The sequence below is a fragment of the Streptomyces ureilyticus genome (assembly GCF_011045025.1).
In the GTDB taxonomy this organism is placed as follows: domain Bacteria; phylum Actinomycetota; class Actinomycetes; order Streptomycetales; family Streptomycetaceae; genus Streptomyces; species Streptomyces ureilyticus.
The window spans coordinates 14,313-37,337 of record NZ_JAAKZX010000067.1; the positions used below are offsets into that span (position 1 = coordinate 14,313).

At 69.9% G+C, this 23,025-nt stretch carries 19 protein-coding genes; 6 read left to right on the forward strand and 13 right to left on the reverse strand.

Going from position 1 to position 23,025, the window contains the following annotated elements:
• The first annotated feature begins 67 nt into the window (after positions 1-67).
• Positions 68-1,510, forward strand: a complete 1,443-nt coding sequence (locus G6048_RS21615) for a S28 family serine protease (protein ID WP_165341227.1) — start codon at positions 68-70, stop codon at positions 1,508-1,510.
• A gap of 72 nt (positions 1,511-1,582) precedes the next feature.
• Here the strand turns inward: G6048_RS21615 and G6048_RS21620 are convergent, their stop codons facing one another.
• The 7 genes from G6048_RS21620 to G6048_RS21650 all read right to left on the reverse strand — a co-directional run bounded on the left by G6048_RS21620 (position 1,583) and on the right by G6048_RS21650 (position 10,458).
• Positions 1,583-2,227 carry a hypothetical protein gene (locus tag G6048_RS21620; RefSeq protein WP_165341228.1) on the reverse strand — a complete coding sequence of 215 codons (645 nt, stop codon included), beginning with the start codon at positions 2,225-2,227 and terminating at the stop codon, positions 1,583-1,585.
• 228 nt (positions 2,228-2,455) lie between these two features.
• Positions 2,456-4,321 carry a glycoside hydrolase family 3 protein gene (locus G6048_RS21625; protein WP_165341229.1) on the reverse strand — a complete coding sequence of 622 codons (1,866 nt, stop codon included), beginning with the start codon at positions 4,319-4,321 and terminating at the stop codon, positions 2,456-2,458.
• A gap of 441 nt (positions 4,322-4,762) precedes the next feature.
• The gene (locus G6048_RS21630; protein WP_165341230.1) at positions 4,763-5,410 is read right to left on the reverse strand and encodes a Rid family hydrolase; all 648 of its coding nucleotides are present in this window, start codon (positions 5,408-5,410) and stop codon (positions 4,763-4,765) included.
• On the reverse strand, positions 5,407-7,008 hold the full coding sequence (locus G6048_RS21635) for a flavin monoamine oxidase family protein (RefSeq protein WP_165341231.1): 1,602 nt from the start codon (positions 7,006-7,008) through the stop codon (positions 5,407-5,409). Before G6048_RS21635 ends, G6048_RS21630 begins: the two co-directional genes overlap by 4 nt.
• A gap of 387 nt (positions 7,009-7,395) precedes the next feature.
• Complete coding sequence (locus G6048_RS21640; protein WP_165341232.1) at positions 7,396-8,196, reverse strand: sugar phosphate isomerase/epimerase family protein; 801 nt, start codon at positions 8,194-8,196, stop codon at positions 7,396-7,398.
• Between the two features lie 40 nt (positions 8,197-8,236).
• Positions 8,237-9,169, reverse strand: coding sequence for a bifunctional helix-turn-helix transcriptional regulator/GNAT family N-acetyltransferase (locus tag G6048_RS21645; protein ID WP_165341233.1), 933 nt, complete (start codon positions 9,167-9,169; stop codon positions 8,237-8,239).
• 239 nt (positions 9,170-9,408) lie between these two features.
• Entirely contained in the window at positions 9,409-10,458 is a 1,050-nt protein-coding gene (locus G6048_RS21650) for a LacI family DNA-binding transcriptional regulator (protein ID WP_165341234.1), read from the reverse strand.
• A gap of 167 nt (positions 10,459-10,625) precedes the next feature.
• On the opposite strand from G6048_RS21650, the gene G6048_RS21655 reads away from it, so the two are divergent.
• The 4 genes from G6048_RS21655 (at position 10,626) to G6048_RS21670 (ending at position 14,812) form a co-directional block, all read left to right on the forward strand.
• Entirely contained in the window at positions 10,626-11,777 is a 1,152-nt protein-coding gene (locus G6048_RS21655; protein ID WP_165341235.1) for a Gfo/Idh/MocA family protein, read from the forward strand.
• A 29-nt stretch (positions 11,778-11,806) separates the two neighbouring features.
• The gene (locus G6048_RS21660; RefSeq protein WP_165341246.1) at positions 11,807-12,955 is read left to right on the forward strand and encodes a dihydrodipicolinate synthase family protein; all 1,149 of its coding nucleotides are present in this window, start codon (positions 11,807-11,809) and stop codon (positions 12,953-12,955) included.
• Positions 12,956-12,981: 26 nt separating this feature from the next.
• A complete protein-coding gene (locus G6048_RS21665) occupies positions 12,982-13,779 on the forward strand; it encodes a sugar phosphate isomerase/epimerase family protein (RefSeq protein ID WP_165341236.1) in 798 nt (265 codons plus the stop codon).
• Positions 13,780-13,960: 181 nt separating this feature from the next.
• The gene (locus tag G6048_RS21670; RefSeq protein WP_165341237.1) at positions 13,961-14,812 is read left to right on the forward strand and encodes an MBL fold metallo-hydrolase; all 852 of its coding nucleotides are present in this window, start codon (positions 13,961-13,963) and stop codon (positions 14,810-14,812) included.
• Here the strand turns inward: G6048_RS21670 and G6048_RS49700 are convergent, their stop codons facing one another.
• The gene (locus G6048_RS49700) at positions 14,813-15,037 is read right to left on the reverse strand and encodes a hypothetical protein (RefSeq protein WP_235990140.1); all 225 of its coding nucleotides are present in this window, start codon (positions 15,035-15,037) and stop codon (positions 14,813-14,815) included.
• Positions 15,038-15,441: 404 nt separating this feature from the next.
• On the opposite strand from G6048_RS49700, the gene G6048_RS21680 reads away from it, so the two are divergent.
• Positions 15,442-16,662: a serine hydrolase domain-containing protein gene (locus G6048_RS21680; RefSeq protein ID WP_235990142.1), complete on the forward strand. Its 1,221-nt coding sequence runs from the start codon at positions 15,442-15,444 to the stop codon at positions 16,660-16,662.
• A gap of 239 nt (positions 16,663-16,901) precedes the next feature.
• Here the strand turns inward: G6048_RS21680 and rbsD are convergent, their stop codons facing one another.
• From rbsD to G6048_RS21705, 5 genes are read right to left on the reverse strand one after another with little or no spacing between them, the layout of a single operon-like run.
• Positions 16,902-17,294, reverse strand: a complete 393-nt coding sequence (gene rbsD / locus G6048_RS21685) for a D-ribose pyranase (RefSeq protein ID WP_165341238.1) — start codon at positions 17,292-17,294, stop codon at positions 16,902-16,904.
• Positions 17,291-18,190 (reverse strand): ribokinase, encoded by a 900-nt coding sequence (rbsK, locus tag G6048_RS49705; RefSeq protein WP_165341239.1) that lies wholly within the window; start codon positions 18,188-18,190, stop codon positions 17,291-17,293. Before rbsK ends, rbsD begins: the two co-directional genes overlap by 4 nt.
• A gap of 44 nt (positions 18,191-18,234) precedes the next feature.
• Positions 18,235-20,199 carry an ABC transporter permease/substrate-binding protein gene (locus G6048_RS21695; RefSeq protein ID WP_165341240.1) on the reverse strand — a complete coding sequence of 655 codons (1,965 nt, stop codon included), beginning with the start codon at positions 20,197-20,199 and terminating at the stop codon, positions 18,235-18,237.
• A complete protein-coding gene (locus G6048_RS21700; protein WP_165341248.1) occupies positions 20,189-21,826 on the reverse strand; it encodes a sugar ABC transporter ATP-binding protein in 1,638 nt (545 codons plus the stop codon). Before G6048_RS21700 ends, G6048_RS21695 begins: the two co-directional genes overlap by 11 nt.
• Positions 21,827-21,882: 56 nt before the next feature.
• Positions 21,883-22,959: a LacI family DNA-binding transcriptional regulator gene (locus tag G6048_RS21705; protein ID WP_165341241.1), complete on the reverse strand. Its 1,077-nt coding sequence runs from the start codon at positions 22,957-22,959 to the stop codon at positions 21,883-21,885.
• Positions 22,960-23,025 lie beyond the last annotated feature (66 nt).

Genomic DNA, 23,025 nt, shown 5'->3' on the forward strand with positions numbered 1-23,025 from the left:
CCCCTGGTCTCAACGGAGTTGCTCCGATAAGTTCCGGCGGACATCTGTGTTTTCCAGGGGAGTGTGCATGCGCAAGACGCTCAGATGGCTGCTGTCGCTCGTGGTGCTCATAGGCACTGTGAGCACGGCCGGCGCGGCCACCGCCGCACAGCCGGAGGCCACCGCCGCACAGCCGTCGGCAACCGCCGACATAAAGGACCGCCTCCTCGCGATACCGGGCATGAGCCTGATCGAGGAGAAGCCCTACACCGGCTACCGCTACTTCGTCCTCAACTACACCCAGCCGATTGACCACCGGCACCCGTCCAAGGGCACGTTCAAGCAGCGCATCACGATGCTGCACAAGGACACGGCCCGCCCGACGGTGTTCTTCACCAGCGGCTACAACGTCTCGACGACGCCGCGCCGCAGCGAGCCGACCCAGATCGTGGACGGCAACCAGATCTCGATGGAGTACCGCTTCTTCACTCCGTCCCGCCCCGACCCGGCGAACTGGTCCAAGCTCGACATCTGGCAGGCGGCCAGCGACCAGCACCGTATCTTCAAGGCGCTCAAGAAGATCTACGCCAAGAAGTGGCTCTCCACGGGCGGTTCGAAGGGCGGCATGACCGCCACGTACTACGAGCGCTTCTACCCGCGCGACATGGACGGCGTCGTCGCGTACGTCGCCCCCAACGACGTGGTGAACAAGGAGGATTCGGCGTACGACGAGTTCTTCGCGAATGTCGGCACCAAGGAGTGCCGCGACAAGCTGAACGCCGTGCAGCGCGAGGCACTCGTACGCCGTGAGCAGCTGGAGAAGCGCTACGAGGAGTACGCCGCGGCCGAGGGTCTGACCTTCAAGACCATCGGCAGCATGGACAAGGCGTACGAGGCCGTCGTACTCGACTATGTGTGGGGCTTCTGGCAGTACAGCCTGCTCGCCGACTGCGACACCATCCCGGCCGACGCCGCGAACGCCACCGACGACGAGCTCTGGAGCACGATCGACACGATCGTCGGCTTCTCCGCCTACGCCGACCAAGGCCTGGAGCAGTACACGCCGTACTACTACCAGGCGGGTACGCAACTCGGGGCGCCGGACATCGAGTTCCCGCACATCGAGTCGGGGCTGATCCGGTATGGCTACCAGCCGCCGCGGAACTTCGTGCCGCGCGACATCTCCATGAAGTTCCAGCCGTGGGCGATGCGCGACGTCGACACCTGGGTCAAGCACAACGCCAAGCAGATGCTGTTCGTGTACGGCGAGAACGACCCGTGGGGCTCCGAGCCGTTCCACCTGGGCAAGGGCGCCCGTGACTCGTACATCTTCACGGCCCCCGGCGCGAACCACGGCGCCAATGTCGCAGGCCTCGTCGACGACGAGAAGGCCCTCGCCACGGCCCGCATCCTGAAGTGGGCGGGCGTCGCCTCCGCCACGGTCCAGGAGGACCCGTCGAAGGCGAAGCCGCTGGCCAAGCACGACAGGAAGCTGGACAAGCACAGCGCGGAGCGCCAGCTGCGGCCGTAAAGCCGTACCTGCCCTATCTGCCTTACTGTCTGGCCTATCCGGTCCAACTTCCTTGTTGCGCCCGTCCGTTGATCACAGCGGGCGGGCGCAGCCCACCGGCTTCGGACCGCCGAGCCGGACGTACAGGGCGGTTGACGCGGGACACTCGGCGCGCTTCTCGACCGCCGAAGTCACCTTGTACTCGGGCGACTTCTCGCCCTTGCCGTCGCACGCCGTCTCGCGGACCTCGCCCTCGCCTGCGCTGTAGACGCAGTCGCCGACGATCGTGCGCGGGCCTCCGCCACCGCCCGGGTCGCCGGGGTGCGGCTTCTGGAGATTGCGCATACAGGCGTAGCCCTGCGGGACCGCGCCGTCGCCGTCCTCGTCCGCGGACGGCTTCTGTTCGCTGATGTGCAGCACGAAGTCCGTGGTGGCGGGGCACGGCGGACCTTCGCTCTGCTTGCCGTCATGGCGCGCCACGACCCGCGCCGCCGCCCGCTCGCTGCTGCACGCCACCTCGGTGAACGACGTCCGCCCGAACGAACTGCACTCGTCGACCCCGAGGAACTCCGCCCCGTATCCGGCGGTCCGCGTCGGCGTCACCCGCCCGCTCTCGCCGTTCTCGCCGAGCCGGCCCTCCCCGGAATCCGCGGACCCCGAAAGCCGATCGCACCCGGTGAGCGCCGCCACCATGACCAGCAGCGCGCACACCACCCACCCACACCGTGCCTTGTACATGACGCTCCCCCCGATACCCCCGCCCAGCGTGACCCGCCACAGCGGGCCCACGCCAGACGTGCGGGGTGCTTTGCGTCTTTTGGGGGCTGTGCGCCGGGTGTGCGGCGTACGTGGCGTACGGCGGACTGTACAGCCGTACGTCATCCAATGTCGGACTAGGGCCTGGTCTGCGTTTTCCCGGGGGCGACCCCCGGACCCCAGCAGAAGGACTCGTTGTCCGGCCAGGGCTTAGTAACTCAACCCGTGCCCGATCGGATACAGCACCCGGTCCGGAGCGTCCGCCCGCTGTACGGGTACCGGCAGCCTGCCCGCCGGTTCGACACGGCCCGCGATCACCCGGGCCGCGGCGCGCAGCTCGACGTCGGTCCAGGAGTACGTCGCCAAGTAGGCTGGTACTGACGGCAGTTGAGCCACGTCGTACGGGTTGCGGACGGCGACCGCGATCACCGGGCGGCCCGTCGCGAGCAGCTCGCCGACGAGCGTCTTCTGCGAGCTGGTCGCCGTGACGTTGTACGTGCCGACGACCACCGCGTCCGCGTCCCGCGCCGCCGCCACGGCCTGCGCGATGGCCGCCGCGGAGGGTGCCGTACCGGTGGATAGGGCGGTGGCGGTGAAGCCCAGTTCCGTGAGCGCGCCCGCGAGGACGGTCGTCGGCGGCCCGGTGGTCCCGGACGGCGAGGCGGGATCGGCGCCGACGACGAGCACTTTCCGGTGCGTACGGCGCGAAAGCGGCAGTAGGCCGCCCGAGTTGACCAGCAGCGTGGTCGTACCGTCGGCGATCTTGTCGGCCGCCCTGAGATGCGCCGGGATGCCGACGACGCGGTCGACGCCGCGGTGGGAGACGTACGGATCCTTCAGCAGCCCCAGCTTCGCCTTCAGCCGGAGGACGCGCAGGATCGACTCGTCGAGGCGGGCCTCGGTCAGCTCGCCGCCGCGTACGGCCGCCAGGACCGCGTTCCAGGCGACGTCCAGCTTGGGCGGGTTGAGGAGCTGGTCGACACCGGCTTTGAGGGCGAGCACCGGCACCCGGTCGTCGCCGTACTTCGTGCGGACGCCCTCCATGCCGAGCGAATCCGTCACCACCACCCCGTCGTAGCCGAGCCGTTCGCGCAGGATGCCGGTCAGGATCGGACGGGAGAGCGTTGCCGGGTCGCCGGAGGGGTCGAGCGCCGGGACCATGATGTGCGCGGTCATGATCGAGTCGATCCCGGCGGCGATCGCGGCCTGGAACGGCGGCGCGTCCAGCTCGGCCCACTGCGCCTCGGTGTGCTCGATGACCGGGAACCCGTAGTGGCTGTCGGTCTCGGTGTCGCCGTGCCCCGGGAAGTGCTTGGCCGTGGCGGCCACCCGGGAGCCCTGGTAGCCCTTCACCTGGGCGGCGACGAGAGCGGCCACGGCCTGCGGATCGGCGCCGAAGGAACGTACGCCGATGACCGGGTTGGCCGGGTTCACGTTCACGTCGGCGACCGGCGCGTAGTCCTGCCGGATACCCATCGCGCGCAGCTCCGCACCGCCGATCTGCCCGGCTCGGCGGGCACCCGACCGCGACCCGCCGGCGCCGAGCGCCATCGCGCCAGGGAGGAGGGTCGCGGGCTTGCCCACGCGGGCGACGATGCCGTGCTCCTGGTCGGTGGAGATGAGAACGGGCAGCCCGCGGGGCTTCTCGAGCGAGGCCCGCTGGATCCCATTGCTCAGGTCCGCGATCTGGTGCGGGTCACGGGTGTTGTGCGCCCAGGCGAAGTAGATGATCCCGCCCACGTGATACCTGGCGAGCAACTCGGCAGCAGTCCGTACGCCGATCTCCCGGAGGTTCGCGTCGATATCGGCCTGGTCGGGCGCGGTAGCCGAATGCCCGTACACCCGCATCACAAAGAGCTGGCCGACCTTCTCTTCGAGAGTCATACGGGAGATGAGGGCACGCAGCCGCCGGTCGCCGCTGTCCGCTTGGGCGGGGCTCTGACCCACCGCGACGGCCGCCGCGGTACCCGCCGTGGCGGCGAGCAGCGTACGTCTGGAGGTACCGGACTTCCTCGTACGTTCGTACACGTGCGCTCCTTCCGGAGAGGGTCCAGGGACCCGTGGAGGGGCGAGCATGAAGGAAACTTCCAAGAAGTCACGGATAACCGGGAACTTTCTGCCAGTCAAGGGTGCGCGGCACTAGAAAAGTCCGGTGCGGCTTCCAGCGGAGCGCCTTGGCGGCCAGCGGAGCTGTGACCCCCCCAAGAGGGGCCGTCATCGGCGCTGTTGGAGGGGGCGCGCCGATGACGGCATGCTGCCGGCCGCAGGCGGTTGGAGAGGGTGAGTCAGCGATCGCAGCCAGCAGCGAGGGCCGACACCGCACGGCGGAGACTCATCCGGCAGCCTGCGCATTGGACGGAGGGTGGCGGGGATGGGTTCCCCGAATCGGCCCGATTCCCGGAAATTGGTACGGAAACGCACCACCGTGCCCGAGGAGGTCCCTGCGGCACTGTTTCGGGCCGGGGCGCCGCAGAGAACCTGTGAACTCTCCGAACCCGCCGAACTCGAACTCGCCGATCAGCGCTTCTTGTTGTACGTCGCCGTCACCTCGACCTCCACGAGCCACCCCGGCACCGCCAGCGAGGCGACCTCCATCGTCGCCCGCGCCGGACGGGCCTTGTTGGCGAGCAGCGGCGGCTTGGGGGCCGAAGTGCCCATGGGCACCGGCACGACCTGGAGGGACTTCAGGTCGATGTTGGCGAAGTACTGCCGGTACGCGCGGTTCCAGCCCGCGTAGTCGGCGATCTGCGCGCCCGGCGGCTTCATCAGATAGGCCTTCATCGTGATGACGTCGGCCGGCTTCACGCCCGCGGTCTCGAGGTTGGTCTTGATGTTGCGGAGCACGACGAGCGCCTGCGCCTCGGTGATCGTGACGCCCTGCGCCCCTTCGGTGAGGGCGGGGTCGGTGTAGCGCTCGGGCGTGCCCTCCGGCGCCGCCGGGTTCAGCGCGGACGGGCCGAGACCGCTGCTCTGATAGACGGCGACCTCCCCGCCCGTCGCCACGCCGTTGGCGATGGCCGGGTTGGACTGCCCCTCGGGCAGCATGACCCGTACGTCCTTCGGGCCCGGCGACCACCAGCCCTTGGCGCCAGCGACTGTCGCGGAGCCGGTCAGCAGCGCCCCGGTCAGGGCCGTACCGACGAAAACCTTCGTACGCCGCTTCATCCCGCCATCACCCTCTCGTGGATCCCGGTCACGACCTTGCGTGCCGAGGTGAACGCTCCGTGCTGCCAGGCGATGACATGGCTGAGCCAGTCGCCGGCGAAGTAGACGTGTCCCGCGGGCTGGTTGAGCAGCCTGTACTCGGGGCCGGTCTGCGAGGGCCAGCCGACCCAGCCGCCCTCGATGTGCGGCGTGCGGTGCCAGGCGACGCTGAAGGAGTGGTCGAGTTCGGTGCGGTACTTGTCGCCGTGGATCTTCACGCCCCGGCTCACCGCCCGCTTCAGCCGCTCCGCGTGCGGCAGATCGCTGTACGCGACAGCGTTGTCACCGAAGTTGTAGTAGCCGATGAGCGTGCCGCGGCGGCCCTGATAGCCGTACGACGGATACCAGATGGTGGCCAGGTCCGTGTCCGTCGGTGTGATGCCGCCGTAGATGTGCTCGTCCGTCTCCCACCAGCGGCTGCGGTACTCGAGCCCGATCTTGCCGACGGGCGTCGCGACGGGGTACTTCAGCGCCGCGGTGACGTCCGCTCCCAGGTTGTGCTTGATCCGGGCCATGACCATGGGCGGGATGGCCGCCACGACGAAGTCGGCGCGCCGTGTGCGGATACGGCCCTCGGCGTCCTCGTACGTGACCTCCGCGCCGTCCGGAAGGTCCTTTACCTCCATCGCCTTGGCACCGTAGGTGATCCGGTCCTGGCCGACGGCTTTGGCGAGGGCGTACGGAATGGCGTCCATCCCGCCCACCGGCTGGAACATCAGCATGGCCTGGTCGTAGCCGGACTCGAAGGAAAAGCGCTGCCCGACGCCGCTCGCCACGACGTCCGACAGGGAGGGCACCGGGCCGAGGACCGTGCCCTCCTCGAAGGCCGCACCCGGCTCGACCGAATATCCCCGACGGTCGCTGCCGGTGTACGCGAAGCCGTCCGCCTTGCCCTTGATGGCGCCGAAGTTCTGCAGGAACGCGATGAGGCCTTCCTTGTCGGAGGCGGTGAGTTCCTTGTCCAGGGCGCCCTGGTCGGTGGCCTTGGCGAGCAACTCGGAGACGTAGCCGTAGACATCGGCCTTCGCGGTACGCCAGCGCACCGGCTTGCCCGCGAGGGCGGCACTCTTCTCGTGGTAGATGTACGCGTTGGCGTTCTGGTTGGTGAACACCTCGAGGGGAACGCCGAGTTCACGGCAGTACTCGAGGGTGACGTGGGACTGCGGCAGCCGGGCCGGGCCCGCGTTCATGTACTGGCCCCGGGAGAACGAGCCCTTCTGCGTACGCCCGTCCAGATCGGTCAGCGTGGTGCCGCCGCGGACCGTCCAGTTGCGTCCCCCCGGGCGGTCCTTCGCCTCCAGGATCCGGCAGTCGTAGCCCGCCTTGCCCAGCTCGTACGCCGTGGCCAGGCCGGCTATGCCGCCGCCGAGAATGAGAACCTTCTTGCGCCCGCGCCCGGTGAGCGCGAAGTCGCCGCTCCGGGGCGCCCGGTACGCCTCGGCCCTCGCTTCCGGGACCGGTGCGAGCCCCAGGGCCCCCATCGCCGAGTACAGCGTTCCGGCGCCGCCCGCGATCCCGACCGATCTCAGGAAGCCGCGGCGAGATGCCTCTGCAACCATCAATTCCTCCTCGCCCACAGCCCACGGCCCTGACGGGCCGAGGCTGCATCGTTGGATCAACCCGGCCCGGTGGGGGGTGAGTTGCGGGTGAGGCCGGAGTGCCCATTGAGCCTCCGTCAGGGGTGTTACAGGGCTATGCCAATGACGTATCCATGACAGACGCGTCGGCTCGACAGCCGGAGAGCGGAGATGCGCAGGACGTTCAAGGGCCCGACACGATCACGGCCACTCGGCCAGTCGGACGATCAGCCGTGAAGGGCACCGGCGGAAAGTGGATCACCGCAGTGGCGGCAGGGAGAGGGGGCAGGACTCGGCGGCGAAGGGATTCAGCACCCCGTCGACGTCGAGCAGGAGCAAGGGCCGAGCCACAGCTGTCGCCGTCCGGGCTCACGCCGACTCGTTCAGCAGCCGCGACAGGTGCTCCCGGCCCGCCCCCAGCAGCCCCTCCAGCGGCGCGGCCGCGTCGTACCAGCGCTTCTCGTACTCCCAGCACAGCCAGCCGTCCCATCCCTCGCGGGAGAGGAGTTCCACGCACTCGGTGAGGGGGAGGACGCCCGAGCCCAGCGGCAGCGGGGTGGTGTCGTCGGCCGAGGCGATGTCCTTCACCTGGACGTAGCCGAGGTAGGGGGAGAGGGCGACGTACGTCGAGCCGGGCTGTTCGCCGCCGAGCCAGGTGTGCATGACGTCCCAGAGGGCGCCGACGCGGGGGTGGCCGACCAGGCCGAGGACGCGGATGGCGTCCGCGCCGGTGCGGTGCGAGTCGTGGGTCTCCAGGAGGATGCGTACGCCGAGATCGGCGGCGTACTCCGCGGCCGTACCCAGCCGTCGCGCGGCCGTCGCGTCGGCTTCCTCGGGGCTCTGCTCGGTGCCGCCGCCGGGGAAGACGCGGATGAAGGGGGCGCCCAAGTCACGGGCCAGCTCGAGGAGTTCGCGGATCTGCTCGAGTACGGGACCGTCCTCGCCCGGTGCGGCCACGCGCGCGTACCCCGCAAGGCCCAGGATCTCGACGCCGGCCGCCTTGAACTCGGCGGCCACGTCGGCCCGTCGGCTCAGATCTATGCCGGGGTGGACCGGCTCCTCGGGGTGCGCGCGCAGCTCGACACCGTGGTAGCCGTGCGCGACCGCGAGCCGCAGCACGTCCGGAATGGGCAGTCCGGGAACGCCGAGAGTGGAGAACGCCAGCTTCATGCTGCGGACCTTACCTTTTGCCCCCGCATGCTGGGCAGGGTCAGTCCTGCGCGCCATGCAGGTCCAGGCGCCAGTCCTGACCGATCAGGTCCACGCCGAAGGAACGGTGCGGTTTCTCGTCGACGAGGACGAAGCCGTGGCGCTGGTAGATCTTGCGGGCCGAGGTGAGTACGTCGTTCGTCCACAGGACCATTTCGCGGTAGCCGACGCCCCGCGCGAACTCGATGCAGGCGCGCACCAGTTGGTCTCCGATGCCGAGTCCGCGGGCGTCCGGTTCGACGAGGAGGAGCCGCAGACGTGCCGCGCCCGGCGCCTCGTCCCGTACGCACATCACGCAGCCCACCGCGCGGCCGTCCAGCTCCGCGATCCACACCCGCTCCAGGTGCGGGTCGTGATCCTCCGCGAAGTCCGCGACGATCCGGGCGACCAGGCCCTCGTAGTCCGTGTTGAACCCGTGCTCGGCGGCGTACAGCGCGGCGTTGCGTTGCACGATCCAGCCGAGGTCGCCGGGGCCGGGGTCGCGCAGGACGACGTCCTCGCCGCGCGGCCGCCTGCCGTCGGACAGCACGTCCCGGATCGTGCGCATCGCCTCTACGAGCCGGGGCCGCTCGTCCGCCGGAACGGTCGCCAGCAGCGAGCCCACCGACTCCTGCGACCGCTCGTCGAGCAGATCGGCCGCCTCACGCCCGCGCGCGGTGAGCGTGACGCGCCGTCGCCGGGTGTCCTTTTCGGACGGTGCGCGCTCGATCAGGCCGTCCTGCTCGAACTTCGCCAGGATCCGGCTCAAGTACCCGGCATCCAGCGATAGTTCGCCGCGCAGGTCGGCGGCGTCCGTACGGGGCGCGTGCGCGAGCTCGTACAGCACGCGGGCCTCTGTCAGCGTGTACGGGGCGTACAGCTGGCGGCTGTAGTCCAGCGCGCCGATGACGTTCGTATAGAACCGGTTGAACGAGCGGATGTCCTGGATGGTCATGGCAGCCCGACCTCGAGATCGTTGACTCAGTCAGAGATATCGCCATTCCGAGGGTAGGCCGACGACTGGGCCACGTCCATGGGTCGGCCACGGGGTGCCTCCGGCGGTGGGGCGGGTGGGTTCGTTTTTGTCTGCGGATGCGGGAACCGCGCGACCAGCCACGGCGGACCCGCAGCCACGACCCGCCGTGTCACCCCCACCCCGTAGGCGCCCTGCTCAACCGCCGGAGGCACACCGCATCAACCCTTGGGCACCCCGGTGGACCCCCGCACCATCAACTCACCCTGCACCGTCACAATCCCCCCGTCCGGCGCCTCCTCCCGCCCCATGGCGATCCGCCCGGCCCGGGCCCCCGCCTCCGACAACGGCAACCGCACAGTCGTCAGCGCGGGCACCGCATCAACGCTGAACGGCAGGTCGTCAAACCCGACGACCGACACGTCATCGGGGATACGAAGCCCGGAATCCCGAAGCGCGGCACAAGCGCCCAGCGCAACCGTGTCGTTGGCGGCGACAACAGCCGTCAACGACGGCTCCCGCCGCAGGAGTTCGAGGGTCGCCTCGTAACCCGCCCGGCGGTCGTACCGCCCATGCACGGTCCACGCAGGATCGTCAGCAATGCCGTGCGCGGCGAGCGCGGCCCGATGCCCCTCAAGCCGATGACGTGTCGTGGTCCGCTCCTCGGGCCCCGCGATATACCCCATCCGCCGATGCCCGAGCCCGATCAGATGCTCGGTCAGCTCGCGCCCACCCCCGCGGTTGTCAAACGTCAACGCCACCGCCTCGGCGTCAGCGGGCGCGGGCGGCCGCCCGCACAGCACCACCCGCGTCCCCGCATCCGCCAGCTTCCGCAGCTTCGTCGCGACGGCCGCCGCATGCGTGGTGTTCTCGACGGCGCCCCCGGTCAGTACGACCGCGGCGGCGCGCTGCCGCTGAAGAAGCGTGAGGTAGGTGAGCTCGCGCTCCGGGGAGCCGCCCGTGTTGCAGACGACGCCCAGCCGCTCCCCGCCCGCGCGCCCGCCCGGCCCGCCGATCTCGGACTGGATCGCCGCCGCCATGATCCCGAAGAAGGGGTCGGCGATGTCGTTGACCAGGATCCCGACCAGGTCGGAGGTGGCGGCGGCCAGTGCGCTCGCCGGGCCGTTCAGTACGTAGTCCAGCTCGTCCACGGCCCGCAGCACCCGGTCCCGCGTCGTTGCCGCCACGGGATAGTTGCCGTTCAGCACACGGGACACGGTGGCGGGCGAGACCTGCGCGCGAGCCGCCACGTCCGCCAGGGTCACGGTCATCTATCGTCCTCCGGTCAGGGATCTACGTCGCATATCTCATCACCGCGCGGGGTTGTCCGATCCGCCGCACAGAGGTTAGCTTCTTCACACATAGAAAGCGCTTGCTGCAACGCTCACCTGTTCACTGTGGGGCGTACGCGGCGCAGGACGCGTACGAAGGGAATGACGTGACACGCAAGACGGTGCGCATCGCGATGAACGGTGTGACGGGACGCATGGGCTACCGCCAGCATCTCGTCCGCTCCATCCTCGCCCTGCGCGAACAGGGCGGCCTCGATCTCGGTGACGGCACCGTGCTGTGGCCCGAGCCGGTGCTCGTCGGCCGCCGTGAGCACGCATTGAAGGCGCTCGCGGACCAGCACGGCCTCGAACACTGGTCCACCAGCCTCGACGCCGTACTCGACGACCCGGCCATCGACATCTACTTCGACGCACAGGTCACCTCCGCCCGCGAGGACGCCATCAAGAAGGCCATCGAGGCCGGAAAGCACATCTACACCGAGAAGCCGACCGCGACCGGCCTCGAGGGTGCCCTGGAGCTGGCCCGGCTGGCCGCGGACAAGGGCATCAAGCACGGCGTCGTCCAGGACAAGCTGTTCCTGCCCGGCCTGCTCAAGCTGAAGCGCCTCATCGAGGGCGGCTTCTTCGGGCGGATCCTGTCCATCCGCGGCGAGTTCGGCTACTGGGTCTTCGAGGGCGACTGGCAGCCCGCCCAGCGCCCGTCCTGGAACTACCGCGCCGAGGACGGCGGCGGCATCGTCGTCGACATGTTCCCGCACTGGGAGTACGTGCTTCACGAGCTGTTCGGCCGCGTCAAGTCCGTACAGGCGCTGACCGCGACCCACATCCCGCAGCGCTGGGACGAGCAGGGCAAGCCGTACGCCGCGACCGCCGACGACGCCGCGTACGGCATCTTCGAGCTCGAGAACGGCGCCATCGCGCAGATCAACTCCTCCTGGACCGTACGCGTCAACCGCGACGAGCTGGTGGAGTTCCAGGTCGACGGGACCGAGGGCTCCGCAGTCGCGGGTCTGCGCAACTGCCGTGTCCAGCACCGCAGTTCAACCCCCAAGCCGGTCTGGAACCCGGACATCCCCGCCACCGAGGTCTTCCGCGACCAGTGGCAGGAGGTCCCCGACAACGCCGAGTTCGACAACGGCTTCAAGGCGCAGTGGGAGCTGTTCCTCAAGCACGTGTACGCCGACGCGCCGTACCACTGGGACCTGCTCGCGGGCGCCCGCGGCGTCCAGCTCGCCGAGCTGGGGCTGAAGTCCTCGGCCGAGGGCCGCCGTTTCGACGTGCCGGAGATTTCGCTGTGACGACTGGGACAACTGGTACGACGACTGGGCTGATCCAACTGCCTGGCGCGGACGGGGTGTTGAGGCCCTACACCCCCCGCACCGAACCGCTCGCGCTCTCCACGGGCGCCCCCTTCACCTCTCGCACGGTCTTCTCGGCGGCGCATGTCGTCGCGGACCCGTACGCCGACGTGTCCCCCGACTCGCCCGCCGCCGTCGACTGGGACGCCACCCTCGCCTTCCGCCGGCACCTGTGGTCGCACGGGCTCGGCGTCGCGGAGGCGATGGACACGGCTCAGCGGGGGATGGGGCTCGACTGGGCCGGGGCGGCGGAGCTGATCCGCCGCTCGGCCGCCGAGGCGAAGGCCGTCGGCGGGCTGATCGCGTGCGGGGTGGGCACGGACCAGCTGGCCTCCGGCTCCCTGGCAGAGGTCCAGGCGGCGTACGAGGAGCAGCTCGCGCTCGTGGAGGGGACGGGCGCGCAGGCGATCCTCATGGCGTCCCGGGCGCTCGCGGCTGCGGCTTCCGGCCCCGAGGACTACCTGGAGGTCTACGGCCATCTGCTGCGCCAGGCGTCCGAGCCGGTGATCCTGCACTGGCTGGGCCCGATGTTCGACCCGGCGCTGGAGGGTTACTGGGGCTCGTCCGACCTGGACGCGGCGACCGACACCTTCCTGGAGGTCATCGCCGCGCACCCCGACAAGGTCGACGGCATCAAGGTCTCCCTCCTGGACGCCCAGCGGGAGATCGACCTGCGCCGCCGCCTGCCGAAGGGAGTCCGCTGCTACACGGGCGACGACTTCAACTACCCCGAGCTGATCGCGGGCGACGAGCAGGGCTTCAGCCATGCCCTGCTCGGCATCTTCGACCCGCTGGGCCCGCTGGCGGCGGAAGCGGTACGCGTCCTGGACACGGGTGACGTGAAGGGCTTCCGCGAACTCCTCGACCCCACGGTCGAGTTGTCCCGCCACCTCTTCCAGACCCCGACCCGCTTCTACAAGACGGGCGTGGTCTTCCTGGCCTGGCTCGCCGGCCACCAGTCCCACTTCACGATGGTCGGCGGACTGCAGTCGGCCCGCTCGCTCCCGCATTTCGCCCGCGCGTACGAACTGGCCGACGGCCTTGGCCTGTTCCCGGACCCGGCGCTGGCCGCGGCGCGGATGAAGAACCTGCTGTCGCTGTACGGAGTGGAACAGTGAGCCTGTCGCGTTTTTCCATCAACCAGATGACGGTCAAGCAGCTGTCGCTACCCGAACTGGTCGACGCCTGCCTGGAGTTGGGCGTACCGGGCGTCGGCCTGTGGCGCGAGCCGGTCCAGTCGTACGGCGTGGAGGAGACCGCGAAGCTCATCCGTGACGCGGGCCTGACGGTCACGACCCTCTGCCGGGGCGGCTTCTTCACGGCGATCGACCCGGAAGAGCGTTCCCGAGCCCTCGACGACAACCGCCTGGCCGTCGACGAGGCGGCCACCCTCGGCACGGACACCCTGGTCCTGGTCTCGGGCGGTCTCCCGGCGGGCTCGAAGGACCTGCACGGCGCGCGGGAGCGCATCGCCGACGCGCTGGCGGAGCTGGGCCCGTACGCCCAGGAGCGAGGCGTACGACTGGCCATCGAACCACTCCACCCGATGTTCGCCTCCGATCGCTGCGTGGTGTCCACCCTGGCCCAGGCCCTGGACATCGCGGAACGCTTCCCGGCGGAGCAGGTGGGCGTGACGGTCGACACGTACCACATCTGGTGGGACGACACGGCCCCCGCCCAGATCGCCCGCGCGGGCGCGGGCGGCCGTATCCACACCTTCCAGCTGGCCGACTGGACAACCCCGTTGCCCGAGGGCGTCCTCACCGGCCGCGGCCAGATCGGCGACGGCGCGATCGACATGAGGGAGTGGAAGGGCTACGTCGAGGAGGCGGGCTACACCGGCCCCATCGAGGTCGAGCTCTTCAACACCGGCCTGTGGGCCCGGGACGGCCGCGAGGTGCTGGCGGAGACGGCGGCACGGTTCGTGGAGCACGCCGCGTAAGGGGTGTGCGACGACTGACGCGCGTGGGGCGCCCTGCGAGGGAAGGGGCGCCCCACGTGACGTCCACTGCCGATGGCTGCTCCTTGCGGTGGGCGCTTGTCTGCGTTTGACGGGAGTCCGCCCTGGGGCTGGACTGGAATCACTGGCGCTGCGGCCGGACCCCGTTCTAGGGAGAGCAGCGATGACGACCATCGAAACTTTCAATCTTCTGCAGCCGTACCGGATCGCTGAGGAGACGTTCGTCATCCCGTGGGCCCTGGAAGCTCCGCCGGTCGGCCACTTCCCGATGAATTCGATGGTGATCCGGGGATCCGAACCCGTGCTCGTGGACACCGGGGCACCGGCGGTGCGGTCCCAGTGGCTGGAGGCCGCGTGGTCCGTGGTGGATCCGCTGGACGTGCGGTGGATCTTCCTCACTCACGACGACCGTGACCACGCCGGCAACCTTTTGGCGGTCCTCGCTGAATGCCCGAACGCGACGCTGCTGACGACGTGGTTCTCGATCGGGCGCATGGCCGAGGAGTGGGAGACGCCCATCAACCGGTGCCGCTTCATGATCGACGGCGATACGGTGGATGTGGGTGACCGAACGCTGGTGGCCAAGCGGCCGCCGTTGTACGACAACCCCACGACCCGCGCCCTCTTCGACGCGAAGACCAATGTCCTGTGGGCGGTGGACACCTTCGCGACGAACGTGCCCGCTCCCGTCCCCGAGATCGCCGACCTGTCCGCCGATGAATTTCGCGACGGCCAGTTCTTCGGCGGACGCCTGGTCTCGCCCTGGGTCGCGCTGCTCGACGGCCAGAAGTTCGGGGCGGTGGTGGACGGCTTCCAGCGGCTGGACGCCGAGGTCATCGCCGGCTGCCATTCACCGGTGCTTCGCGGGCCGCGGATCGCGGAGGCGTACGACCTTCTCCGCCGGCTGCCCGAGCTTCCCGCGTGGCCGGAGTTCACGCAGGCCGACCTGGACCAGTGGATGGCGGTCGCCGAGGGTTCGGTCCCGCCGGAACAGCCACGGCCGTCGGCCACGTGACTACAGGCCGAGAGACGTCTGTGTCTCTCGCGTCTCCTGTATCTCCTGGTCGTCCGTGAAGGCACCGGACGCCGCCGCCCCGCTGAGGAGTGCCGTGGCGAGCGCCGCCGCTCCGACGAGCGCCCAGCGCGACCGCCACGAGCGCTTGGTCCCGCCGTTGCGCGCCGGTGGAGCGTCCACGTGCCCGCAGGCGATGGTGGTGAGCGCGTCCGCCGGGGCTTCCACACGCCCGCAGGCGATCGTGGTGCGCGCGTCCGCCCACGTCTCTGCCTCGTCCCCCCCGCACTCCGCAGGCCGTGACGAACGCGACGACCAGTTCCTCGCGGGGCAGTCGTTCCCTGCCGAGCATCGTCGCCGCCGTGGAGTAGGGCAGCGTGTGGCCCGCCTCCGTCGCGCGGCGTTCCAGTTGGCGGTAGCTCAGGCCCGACCAGGCCTTGAGGCGTCGTAGCGCTGCCATGAAGGCGGCCGGATCGGTGTCCGGTGGTGTGGGCGGTGCTGTGGTCATGGTGGTGGTCCCCCCTGTTGAGCTGGACGTACACGAGCTCGCACAAGCTCGAACACCCTGACAGCTTGAGGAACGGCGAGAGCGGCGGTCAACCTCGACGCAGATTCCCGATGTTGGAGGTCATATGGGCAAGGGTCTGCGTCTGCGTCACTGTCGCCGTACGGGCGGCGCCGCCACCGCCCTCGCGGTTCTGGTGATGCTGGGCGGATGCGCCGAAGAGCCGGCCGCCGGCCGTACGCCGGGCGGGGCGGCCGGCGGGCGCGCGGCACCGCCCGGCGCCGCGTCCGCGAAGGCGCGCGACGGGGAGTCGATCGCCGGCTTCCTGCGCCGCACCCTGCCCGCCGGGTCCGGCGGCACCGTGATCGCCGCACGCGGCAGCGAACTCGCGTACTGCGGAGGGTTCGGGACGGCGGACCGCGCCTCCGGAACCCCCGCGAGCTGCCGCACCGTGTACGACGTCATGTCGATCACCAAGCAGTTCACCGCGGCCGCGATCCTGAAACTGGAGGTCATGGGGCGGCTGCGGGTAAGTGATCCGATCAGCCGGTACCTGGGGCGGCCGGTGCCTGGAGACAAGCGCGGCATCACGATCGAGCACCTGCTCACGCACACATCGGGCCTGGTCGAAGGGCTCGGCGACGACTACGAACCCGTCTCGCGCGAGGAGATGGTGCGGCAGGCCCTGGCGTCGAAGCTGCGGTCCGCCCCGGGTGCGGAGTTCCACTACTCCAACACCGGCTACAGCCTGCTCGCCGCGATCATCGAGGAGGCATCCGGGGAGGGCTACGAGCCGTTCCTGGCCCGTCACCTGTTCGCACCGGCCGGAATGGACCGCACCGGATACGTGCTGCCCAAGTGGCCGCGGAACCTGGTCGCGGTGGAGTACGACAGCGAGGGGCGGAGCCAGGGCAGGCCCATCGACCATCCCTGGGCGGCCGACGGGCCGTACTGGTACCTGCGCGGCAACGGCGGCATGCTCTCCACCGCGGGTGACATGTTCCGCTGGCACCGTGCCCTCTCGGGCGACGAGATCCTTCCGGCGCAGGCCAGGAAGAGGCTGTTCGCGCCCCATGTGCGGATCCCCGACTCCGACGAGCTGATCGGGCCCGGCCCGTCGCACTACGGATACGGCTGGGTCGCCACCCGCACTCCCGAAGGCCCGCTCGCCTGGCACAACGGCGGCAACGACTGGTCCCTGGGCTATCTCGCGCACTGGCCGCGCGACGGCGTCCTGGTGTTCTGGGTGAGCAACCACGCCTACCGGGACGGGAAGTGGGACCTCCAGGACCGTGCGGAGAAGCTGACGCTGGGCATCGCCGACCGGGTACGGGCGGAGGACCGCTGAGGTCCACAGAGATCCACAGAGGTCCCGTAAAAAATCTTCGAAGGCCCGTACAACCCTCTGCCCACTCCACGGGTCGTACTTGGCATCAGAGCTTCTGGAGGGGGGATCTGGGGGGATCCGCGGGGGTTCTGATGTTTGGGGAGGGGTAAAACGAGGGGCCTGGTCGACGGACCGGGCCCCTCGAAGCCGTTCGGGCCTTCCGGTCGAAGCCTTCCGGCTTTCCGGGGCCCGGGTGCTTCCTAGAAGAAGACTCCGCAGCGCAGCAGCACGTTCGCGTACGGGCGGGCCTCGCCGGTCCGTACGATCAGGCGCGCGTCCGCCGACAGGGCCTTCAGATCGTCGTGGGAGATGTGAGTGAGGGCGGCCGGGAAGCGGTCGGTCAACAGGGCGGACGCCTCCGGGTTCGCTTCCCGTATTTCCTTTGCCGCCGTGGAGCCCTCCACGACCAGTTCGTCCAGGAGGCCGTCCAGGACCTCCGCGAAGGACGGGACGCCGGTGCGGAAAGCGAGGTCCACGACCCGCGGCCCGGCCGGGATGGGCATGCCGGCGTCGCAGATCAGTACGCCGTCGCCGTGGCCCAGTTCGGCTATCGCACCCGCGAGGTGACGGTTGAGGATTCCGGCCTTCTTCACAGGGCGGCTACCTCCGACGCGGTGGGGAACGAGGCCTGGGCGCCCTCCCTGGTGACGGCCAAGGCGCCCACGTGCGTCGCATACCTCGCGGCTTCCGCCAGGGACTCCCCGAGCCCCAGCCGCCAGGCCAGGGCCGCGGTGAAGGCGTCGCCCGCACCCGTCGTGTCCACGGCTTCGACCTTCACGGACGGGACGTGGGCCACCCCGGACGCGTCGGAGACCAGTGCTCCCTCCTTGCCCAGCGTGACGACCACCGAGCGCGGGCCGAGGGCGAGGAGCGCCTCGGCCCACTCCGAGGGCGTGGCGCCCGCGTCGGCACCCAGCACCACCCGCGCCTCGTGCTCGTTCACAATCAGCGGATCGCAGGCCGCGAGCACCTCCGGCGGCAGTGGGCGGGGTGGCGACGGGTTGAGTACGAAACGGGTGCCCTGCCGCAAGCCCCGTACGACCTCCTCGACCGTCTCCATCGGGATCTCCAATTGCGCCGAGACCACCCGTGAGGCCTGGAGGAGGCTGGCGGCGGCCTCTACGTCCTCGGGGACGAGCCGCCCATTGGCCCCCGGCGACACCACGATGCTGTTGTCCCCAGACGGGTCCACCGTGATCAGCGCGACCCCGGTGGGCGCGCCGCCGACCAGCACGCCCCCCGTGTCGACACCGGCGTCCCGCATCGAGTCGAGCAGCAGCCGCCCGTGGCCGTCGTCGCCGACCCGCGCCAGGAGCGCCGTACGGGCCCCGAGGCGGGCGGCCGCGACACCCTGGTTCGCGCCCTTGCCGCCCGGGTGGACGGCCAGGTCCGAGCCGAGCACCGTCTCCCCGGCGCCGGGCCGCCGATCGACGCCGATCACCAGGTCGGCGTTGGCCGACCCCACGACCAGGAGGTCGTAGTCGTACATGAACTGTCTCCCTCTGTAGGTGATCCGTAGGTGAGTGGGGGCGGTCAGCCGCCGAACCCGGCCACGTTCTCCTTGGTGACCACCTTCACCGGCACCTTCACCGTCTGCTCGACCGACTTGTCGTCGGCCGCACGCAGCGCGTTTTCCACCGCGATCCGGCCCAGTTCCTTGGGCTGCTGCGCCACGGAGGCGTACAGCGTGCCCGTCTCGACCGCCTTCAGGCCGTCCGGCGTGCCGTCGAAGCCGACGACCTGGACCGACTTGCCGGCCTTCGAACCGAGGGCCTTGATCGCGCCGAGGGCCATCTCGTCGTTCTCGGCGAAGACACCGTTGACGTCGGGGTGGGCCTGGAGCAGGTTCGTCATGACGTCGAGGCCCTTGGTGCGGTCGAAGTCCGCGGGCTGCTTGGCCACGACCTTGATGTCCGGGTAGGCCTTCAGTCCCTCGGCGAAGCCCGCGCCGCGCTCGCGGCTGGCGGACGTGCCCGCCTGGCCCTGAAGGATCACGATCGTGCCCTTGCCGCCCAGCTTCTCGGCCAGGGCCTTGGCGCCCAGCTTGCCGCCCGCGACGTTGTCGGAGGCGACGAGCGCGGCCGTGTCCGCCTTGTTCACGCCCCGGTCGACGCCGACGACCGGGATGTCGGCCTTGTTGGCGGCTCGTACCGACGGGCCCGCCGCGTCCGAGTCCACGGGGTTGACGATGATCGAGCCGACGCCCTCACTGGTGAAGTTCTGCAACTGGTTGGCCTGCTGGGACGCGTCGTTCTGGGCGTCCGTGACGGTCAGGTCCGCGCCCGCCTTCTTCGCGGCCTCCTCCGCGCCCTGCCTGATCTGCACGAAGAAGGGATTGTTGAGGGTCGACAGGGACAGGCCGATCTTCTGGCTCGACGCGCTCGACGAGGACGAGCCTCCGTTGAGGAGGGAGGTCGCGCCCACGACCGCCGCCACGACGACCGCCGCGAGCGCGTACTTCACGGCCTGTGGCCCCTTGCGGCCCGACGCGCCGGTCCCGGCGGCGCCCGGTGTCGCGCCCGCCTTGCGCCGCACCGTGTCCAGCAGCACCGCCAGCGCGATGACGACACCGATGACGACCTGCTGCCAGAAGGCGGACACGGAAAGGAGGTTGAGCCCGTTGCGCAGCACCGCCAGGATCAGCGCGCCGATCAGGGTGCCGGACGCCTTGCCCGTACCGCCGGCGAGCGAGGCACCGCCGATGACGACCGCGGCGATCGCGTCCAGCTCGTAGCCCTGGGCGGCCTGCGGCTGCGCGGAGGAGAGGCGGGAGGCGAGCACGATGCCCGCGGCCGCCGCGAACAGGCCCGACAGTGCGTAGATCGCGAGCTTCTGCTTCTTCACGCGGAGGCCGGAGAGGCGGGCCGCCTCCTCGTTGCCGCCGATCGCGTACATGGAGCGGCCGAGGTACGTACGGCCCAGGGTCACGGCCGTGATCAGGCCCATCGCGATCATCACCAGGACCGGGACGGGCAGCCAGCCGCCGAGGGTGTCACCGAGGTGTGAGACCGAGTCCGGGAAGGCGATGGGGCTGCCCTGTGAGATGACGAGCGACAGGCCGCGGCCCACCGACAGCATGGCCAGCGTCGCGATGAACGGCGGCAGTTTTCCGTACGAGATGAGGATGCCGTTGACCAGACCGCAGGCGATGCCGGTCGCGATCGCGAGGATCACGGCGATCCAGACCGGTACGCCCTCCGAAGTCGCCGTCCACGCAAGGACGGTGGCGGACAGCGCGGCGACCGAACCGACCGACAGGTCGATGCCCGCCGAGACGATCACGAAGGTCACGCCGAAGGCGAGGATGGCGGTCACGGCCGCCTGGACGCCGACGTTCAGCAGGTTGTCCGTCGTCAGGAAGTCGCCGGAGAGCGCCGACATCGCGATCACGAGGACGATCAGGGCGGTGAGCGCCCCGTTGTCGAGCAGGAGGCGGCGCAGGCCGGCGGCCGAGGAGTCACCTGCGCTCGACCGGCTCTTGAGCGTGTCAGTGGCCACGGCTGGCCCCCTTCTCTACTGAGTTCGTGCTGGCAGTGCTGTTGGTGCTGTCGGTAGCGGCAGTGTTTTCCGGGGCCTCTTGGGTCTCCGGGGTCGTGCTGACGGCGAGTGCCATCACGGAGTCCTGGGTCGCTTCGTCGGCCGAGAGCTCGCCCGCGATCCGGCCCTGGGCCATCACCAGCACCCGGTCGCTCATGCCGAGCACCTCGGGCAGGTCGCTGGAGATCATCAGGACGGCGGCGCCCGCGGCCGTGAGTTCGTTGACGAGCTGGTAGATCTCGACCTTGGCGCCGACGTCGATACCGCGCGTCGGCTCGTCGAGGATCAGCACCTTGGTGTCGGCGAGCAGCCACTTGCCGATGACGACCTTCTGCTGGTTGCCGCCGGAGAGGGTGCGCACATGCTGGCCGAGTCCGGCCATCCGCACGCCGAGCTGCCCGGCGATCCGCGCGGCGGCCTCCCGCCGGCCCTTGAGGTCGACGAACCCGCCACGGGTCGCCGCGCGCATCGTCACCAGCCCGAGGTTCTCCTCCACGGAGGCGTCGAGGAGCAGCCCCTGCCCCTTGCGGTCCTCGGGGACCAGCCCGATGCCCGCGGTCATCGCCGCGCCGACGTCGTGCCCGCGCAGCCGCGTGCCCGCGACCTCCACGGAGCCCCGGTCGTACGGATCGGCGCCGAAGACCGCCCGTACGACCTCGGTACGTCCCGCACCGACCAGGCCCGCGATGCCGACGACCTCACCGGCCCGCACCTCGAAGCTCACGTCGTGGAAGACACCGTCCCTGGTGAGCCCCTCGACGGTGAGCAACGCGGCGCCGGCGTCGGCCCGTTCAGCGGCCTGTTCGGCGGGGCGCTCGCGCGGATACTGCTGCTCGATCGACCGGCCCACCATGAGGCGTACGAGTTCGTCCTCGGACGTGGCCGCGGGGACCTGGCCGACGCTCCTGCCGTCCCTCAGAACCGTTACGCGGTCTCCTAGGGCGGCGATTTCCTCCAGGTGATGCGTGATGAAGACGATGCCGACGCCGCCCTCGCGCAGCCTGCGCACGATGGAGAAGAGTTTTTCGACCTCTTCGGAGGTGAGCACCGCGGTCGGCTCGTCCATGATCAACACGCGTGCGTTCAGGCTCAGCGCCTTCGCGATTTCGACCATCTGGAGGCGGGCGATTCCCAGTTCACGCACCCGCGCGCGTGGGGACACGTGCACGCCGACCCGCTCAAGGAGTTCGGCGGCGTCCGCCTCCATGCGTTTCCGGTCGATCAACCCGAAGCGGCGCGGCTGGCGGCCCAGGAAGATGTTCTCGGCGACCGTCAGATCGGGGACCAGGTTGAACTCCTGGTAGATGGTCGCGATCCCGAGCCGTTCGGCGTCCTGAGCACCATGGACGCGAACTTCCTTGCCGCCGACCACCACGCGCCCGGCGTCGGGCCGGTAGGCGCCCGACAGCATCTTGATGAGGGTGCTCTTGCCCGCACCGTTTTCGCCGAGCAGCACATGCACTTCGCCGCGCCGCAGATCGAAGTCGACGTTGTCGAGCGCGACCACACCGGGGAAGGTCTTGCGTATCCCTTCGACGCGCAGCAACTCGGCTTCGTTATGCGGCGACTTGGCGTCGTTGCGGGGCACCTTGTCTTCGTTTCGAGGCGGCTCGTCTTCGTTACGCGGCAACTCGTCCGGATTGCTCACGTGATGCTCCTTTGCGTGGAAGGCGGCTGCTTGGGCGGAGGCTGCATAGACCGGGACGGCATAGTCCGGGGCTGCGCAGCCTGCGGCTCGCCGCACGAGCGGCGGACGACGAGACGGGCGGTGAGGGTCACGGACTGCGGGGGCCGCCCCTCGATGCGGTCGACGAGAGCGCGTACGGCGGCCCGGCCCAACTCGCCCGTCGGCTGGGCGATCGCCGTGATCGGCGGATCGGTGTGCACGAACCACGGGATGTCGTCGAACGCGGCGAGCGCGATGTCGTGCGGAACCGACATCCCGCGCGCGCGGATGGCGTCCAGTGCGCCCAGGGCCATCAAGTTGTCGGTGGCGAACACCACCTCGGGCGGCTCGGGGAGGTTCAGGAACGCCTCGGTGGCCCGGCGTCCGCTGGCCGCCTGGAAGTCGCCCTGCCCTACGTACGCGTCGGGCAGCGGAAGTCCGTACTCGCGCAGTGCCTCCCGGAACGCCTCGACGCGCTCGCTGCCGGTCATGGTGGCCGCCGGGCCCGCGATGATGGCGAGCCTGCGATGCCCGAGGCCGTGCAGATGGGTGACCAGATCGCGCACCGCCTCGCGCCCGTCCGCCCTGACCACCGGCACGTCCACGCCCGGGATCCACCGGTCCACAAACACCATCGGGGTGCCCGTGTGCGCGGCGTCCAGCATCAGGGGGGAGCCGCCGTCGGTGGGGGACACCAGGAGGCCGTCGATACGGCGGTCGAGGAGGTTGCGGACGTGGTGGTCCTGCAACTCCGGCTGCTCGTCCGCGTTCCCGATGATGACGCTGTAGCCGTGGGCGCGGGCCTCTTCCTCGACGGAGCGGGCCAGTTCGGTGAAGTACGGGTTGAGTACGTCGCTGATGACCAGGCCGAGGGTGTGGGTCTGGTCGGTGCGCAGGGAACGGGCCACCGCGTTGGGCCGGTAGCCGAGAGCGTCGACGGCGGCGAGGACGCGGGTACGCGCCCCAGGACTGACGGACGGGTGGCCGTTGAGCACCCGGGACACCGTGGCAACGGAGACACCCGCCTCCGCGGCGACGTCCTTGATGCTCGCCATCACCGTCCCACCTCCTTGTGGAATCGATTACATGGAGGATTGGAATCGATTACATGAGACTTGGCA

Coding starts and splice junctions, on each gene's coding strand:
- G6048_RS21615 (WP_165341227.1), top strand. CDS start 68: ATGCGCAAGACGCTCAGATGGCTGCTGTCGCTCGTGGTGCTCATAGGC.
- G6048_RS21620 (WP_165341228.1), bottom strand. CDS start 2,227: ATGTACAAGGCACGGTGTGGGTGGGTGGTGTGCGCGCTGCTGGTCATG.
- G6048_RS21625 (WP_165341229.1), bottom strand. CDS start 4,321: ATGCTCGCCCCTCCACGGGTCCCTGGACCCTCTCCGGAAGGAGCGCAC.
- G6048_RS21630 (WP_165341230.1), bottom strand. CDS start 5,410: ATGAAGCGGCGTACGAAGGTTTTCGTCGGTACGGCCCTGACCGGGGCG.
- G6048_RS21635 (WP_165341231.1), bottom strand. CDS start 7,008: ATGGTTGCAGAGGCATCTCGCCGCGGCTTCCTGAGATCGGTCGGGATC.
- G6048_RS21640 (WP_165341232.1), bottom strand. CDS start 8,196: ATGAAGCTGGCGTTCTCCACTCTCGGCGTTCCCGGACTGCCCATTCCG.
- G6048_RS21645 (WP_165341233.1), bottom strand. CDS start 9,169: ATGACCATCCAGGACATCCGCTCGTTCAACCGGTTCTATACGAACGTC.
- G6048_RS21650 (WP_165341234.1), bottom strand. CDS start 10,458: ATGACCGTGACCCTGGCGGACGTGGCGGCTCGCGCGCAGGTCTCGCCC.
- G6048_RS21665 (WP_165341236.1), top strand. CDS start 12,982: ATGACGGTCAAGCAGCTGTCGCTACCCGAACTGGTCGACGCCTGCCTG.
- G6048_RS21670 (WP_165341237.1), top strand. CDS start 13,961: ATGACGACCATCGAAACTTTCAATCTTCTGCAGCCGTACCGGATCGCT.
- G6048_RS21680 (WP_235990142.1), top strand. CDS start 15,442: ATGGGCAAGGGTCTGCGTCTGCGTCACTGTCGCCGTACGGGCGGCGCC.
- rbsK (WP_165341239.1), bottom strand. CDS start 18,190: ATGTACGACTACGACCTCCTGGTCGTGGGGTCGGCCAACGCCGACCTG.
- G6048_RS21705 (WP_165341241.1), bottom strand. CDS start 22,959: ATGGCGAGCATCAAGGACGTCGCCGCGGAGGCGGGTGTCTCCGTTGCC.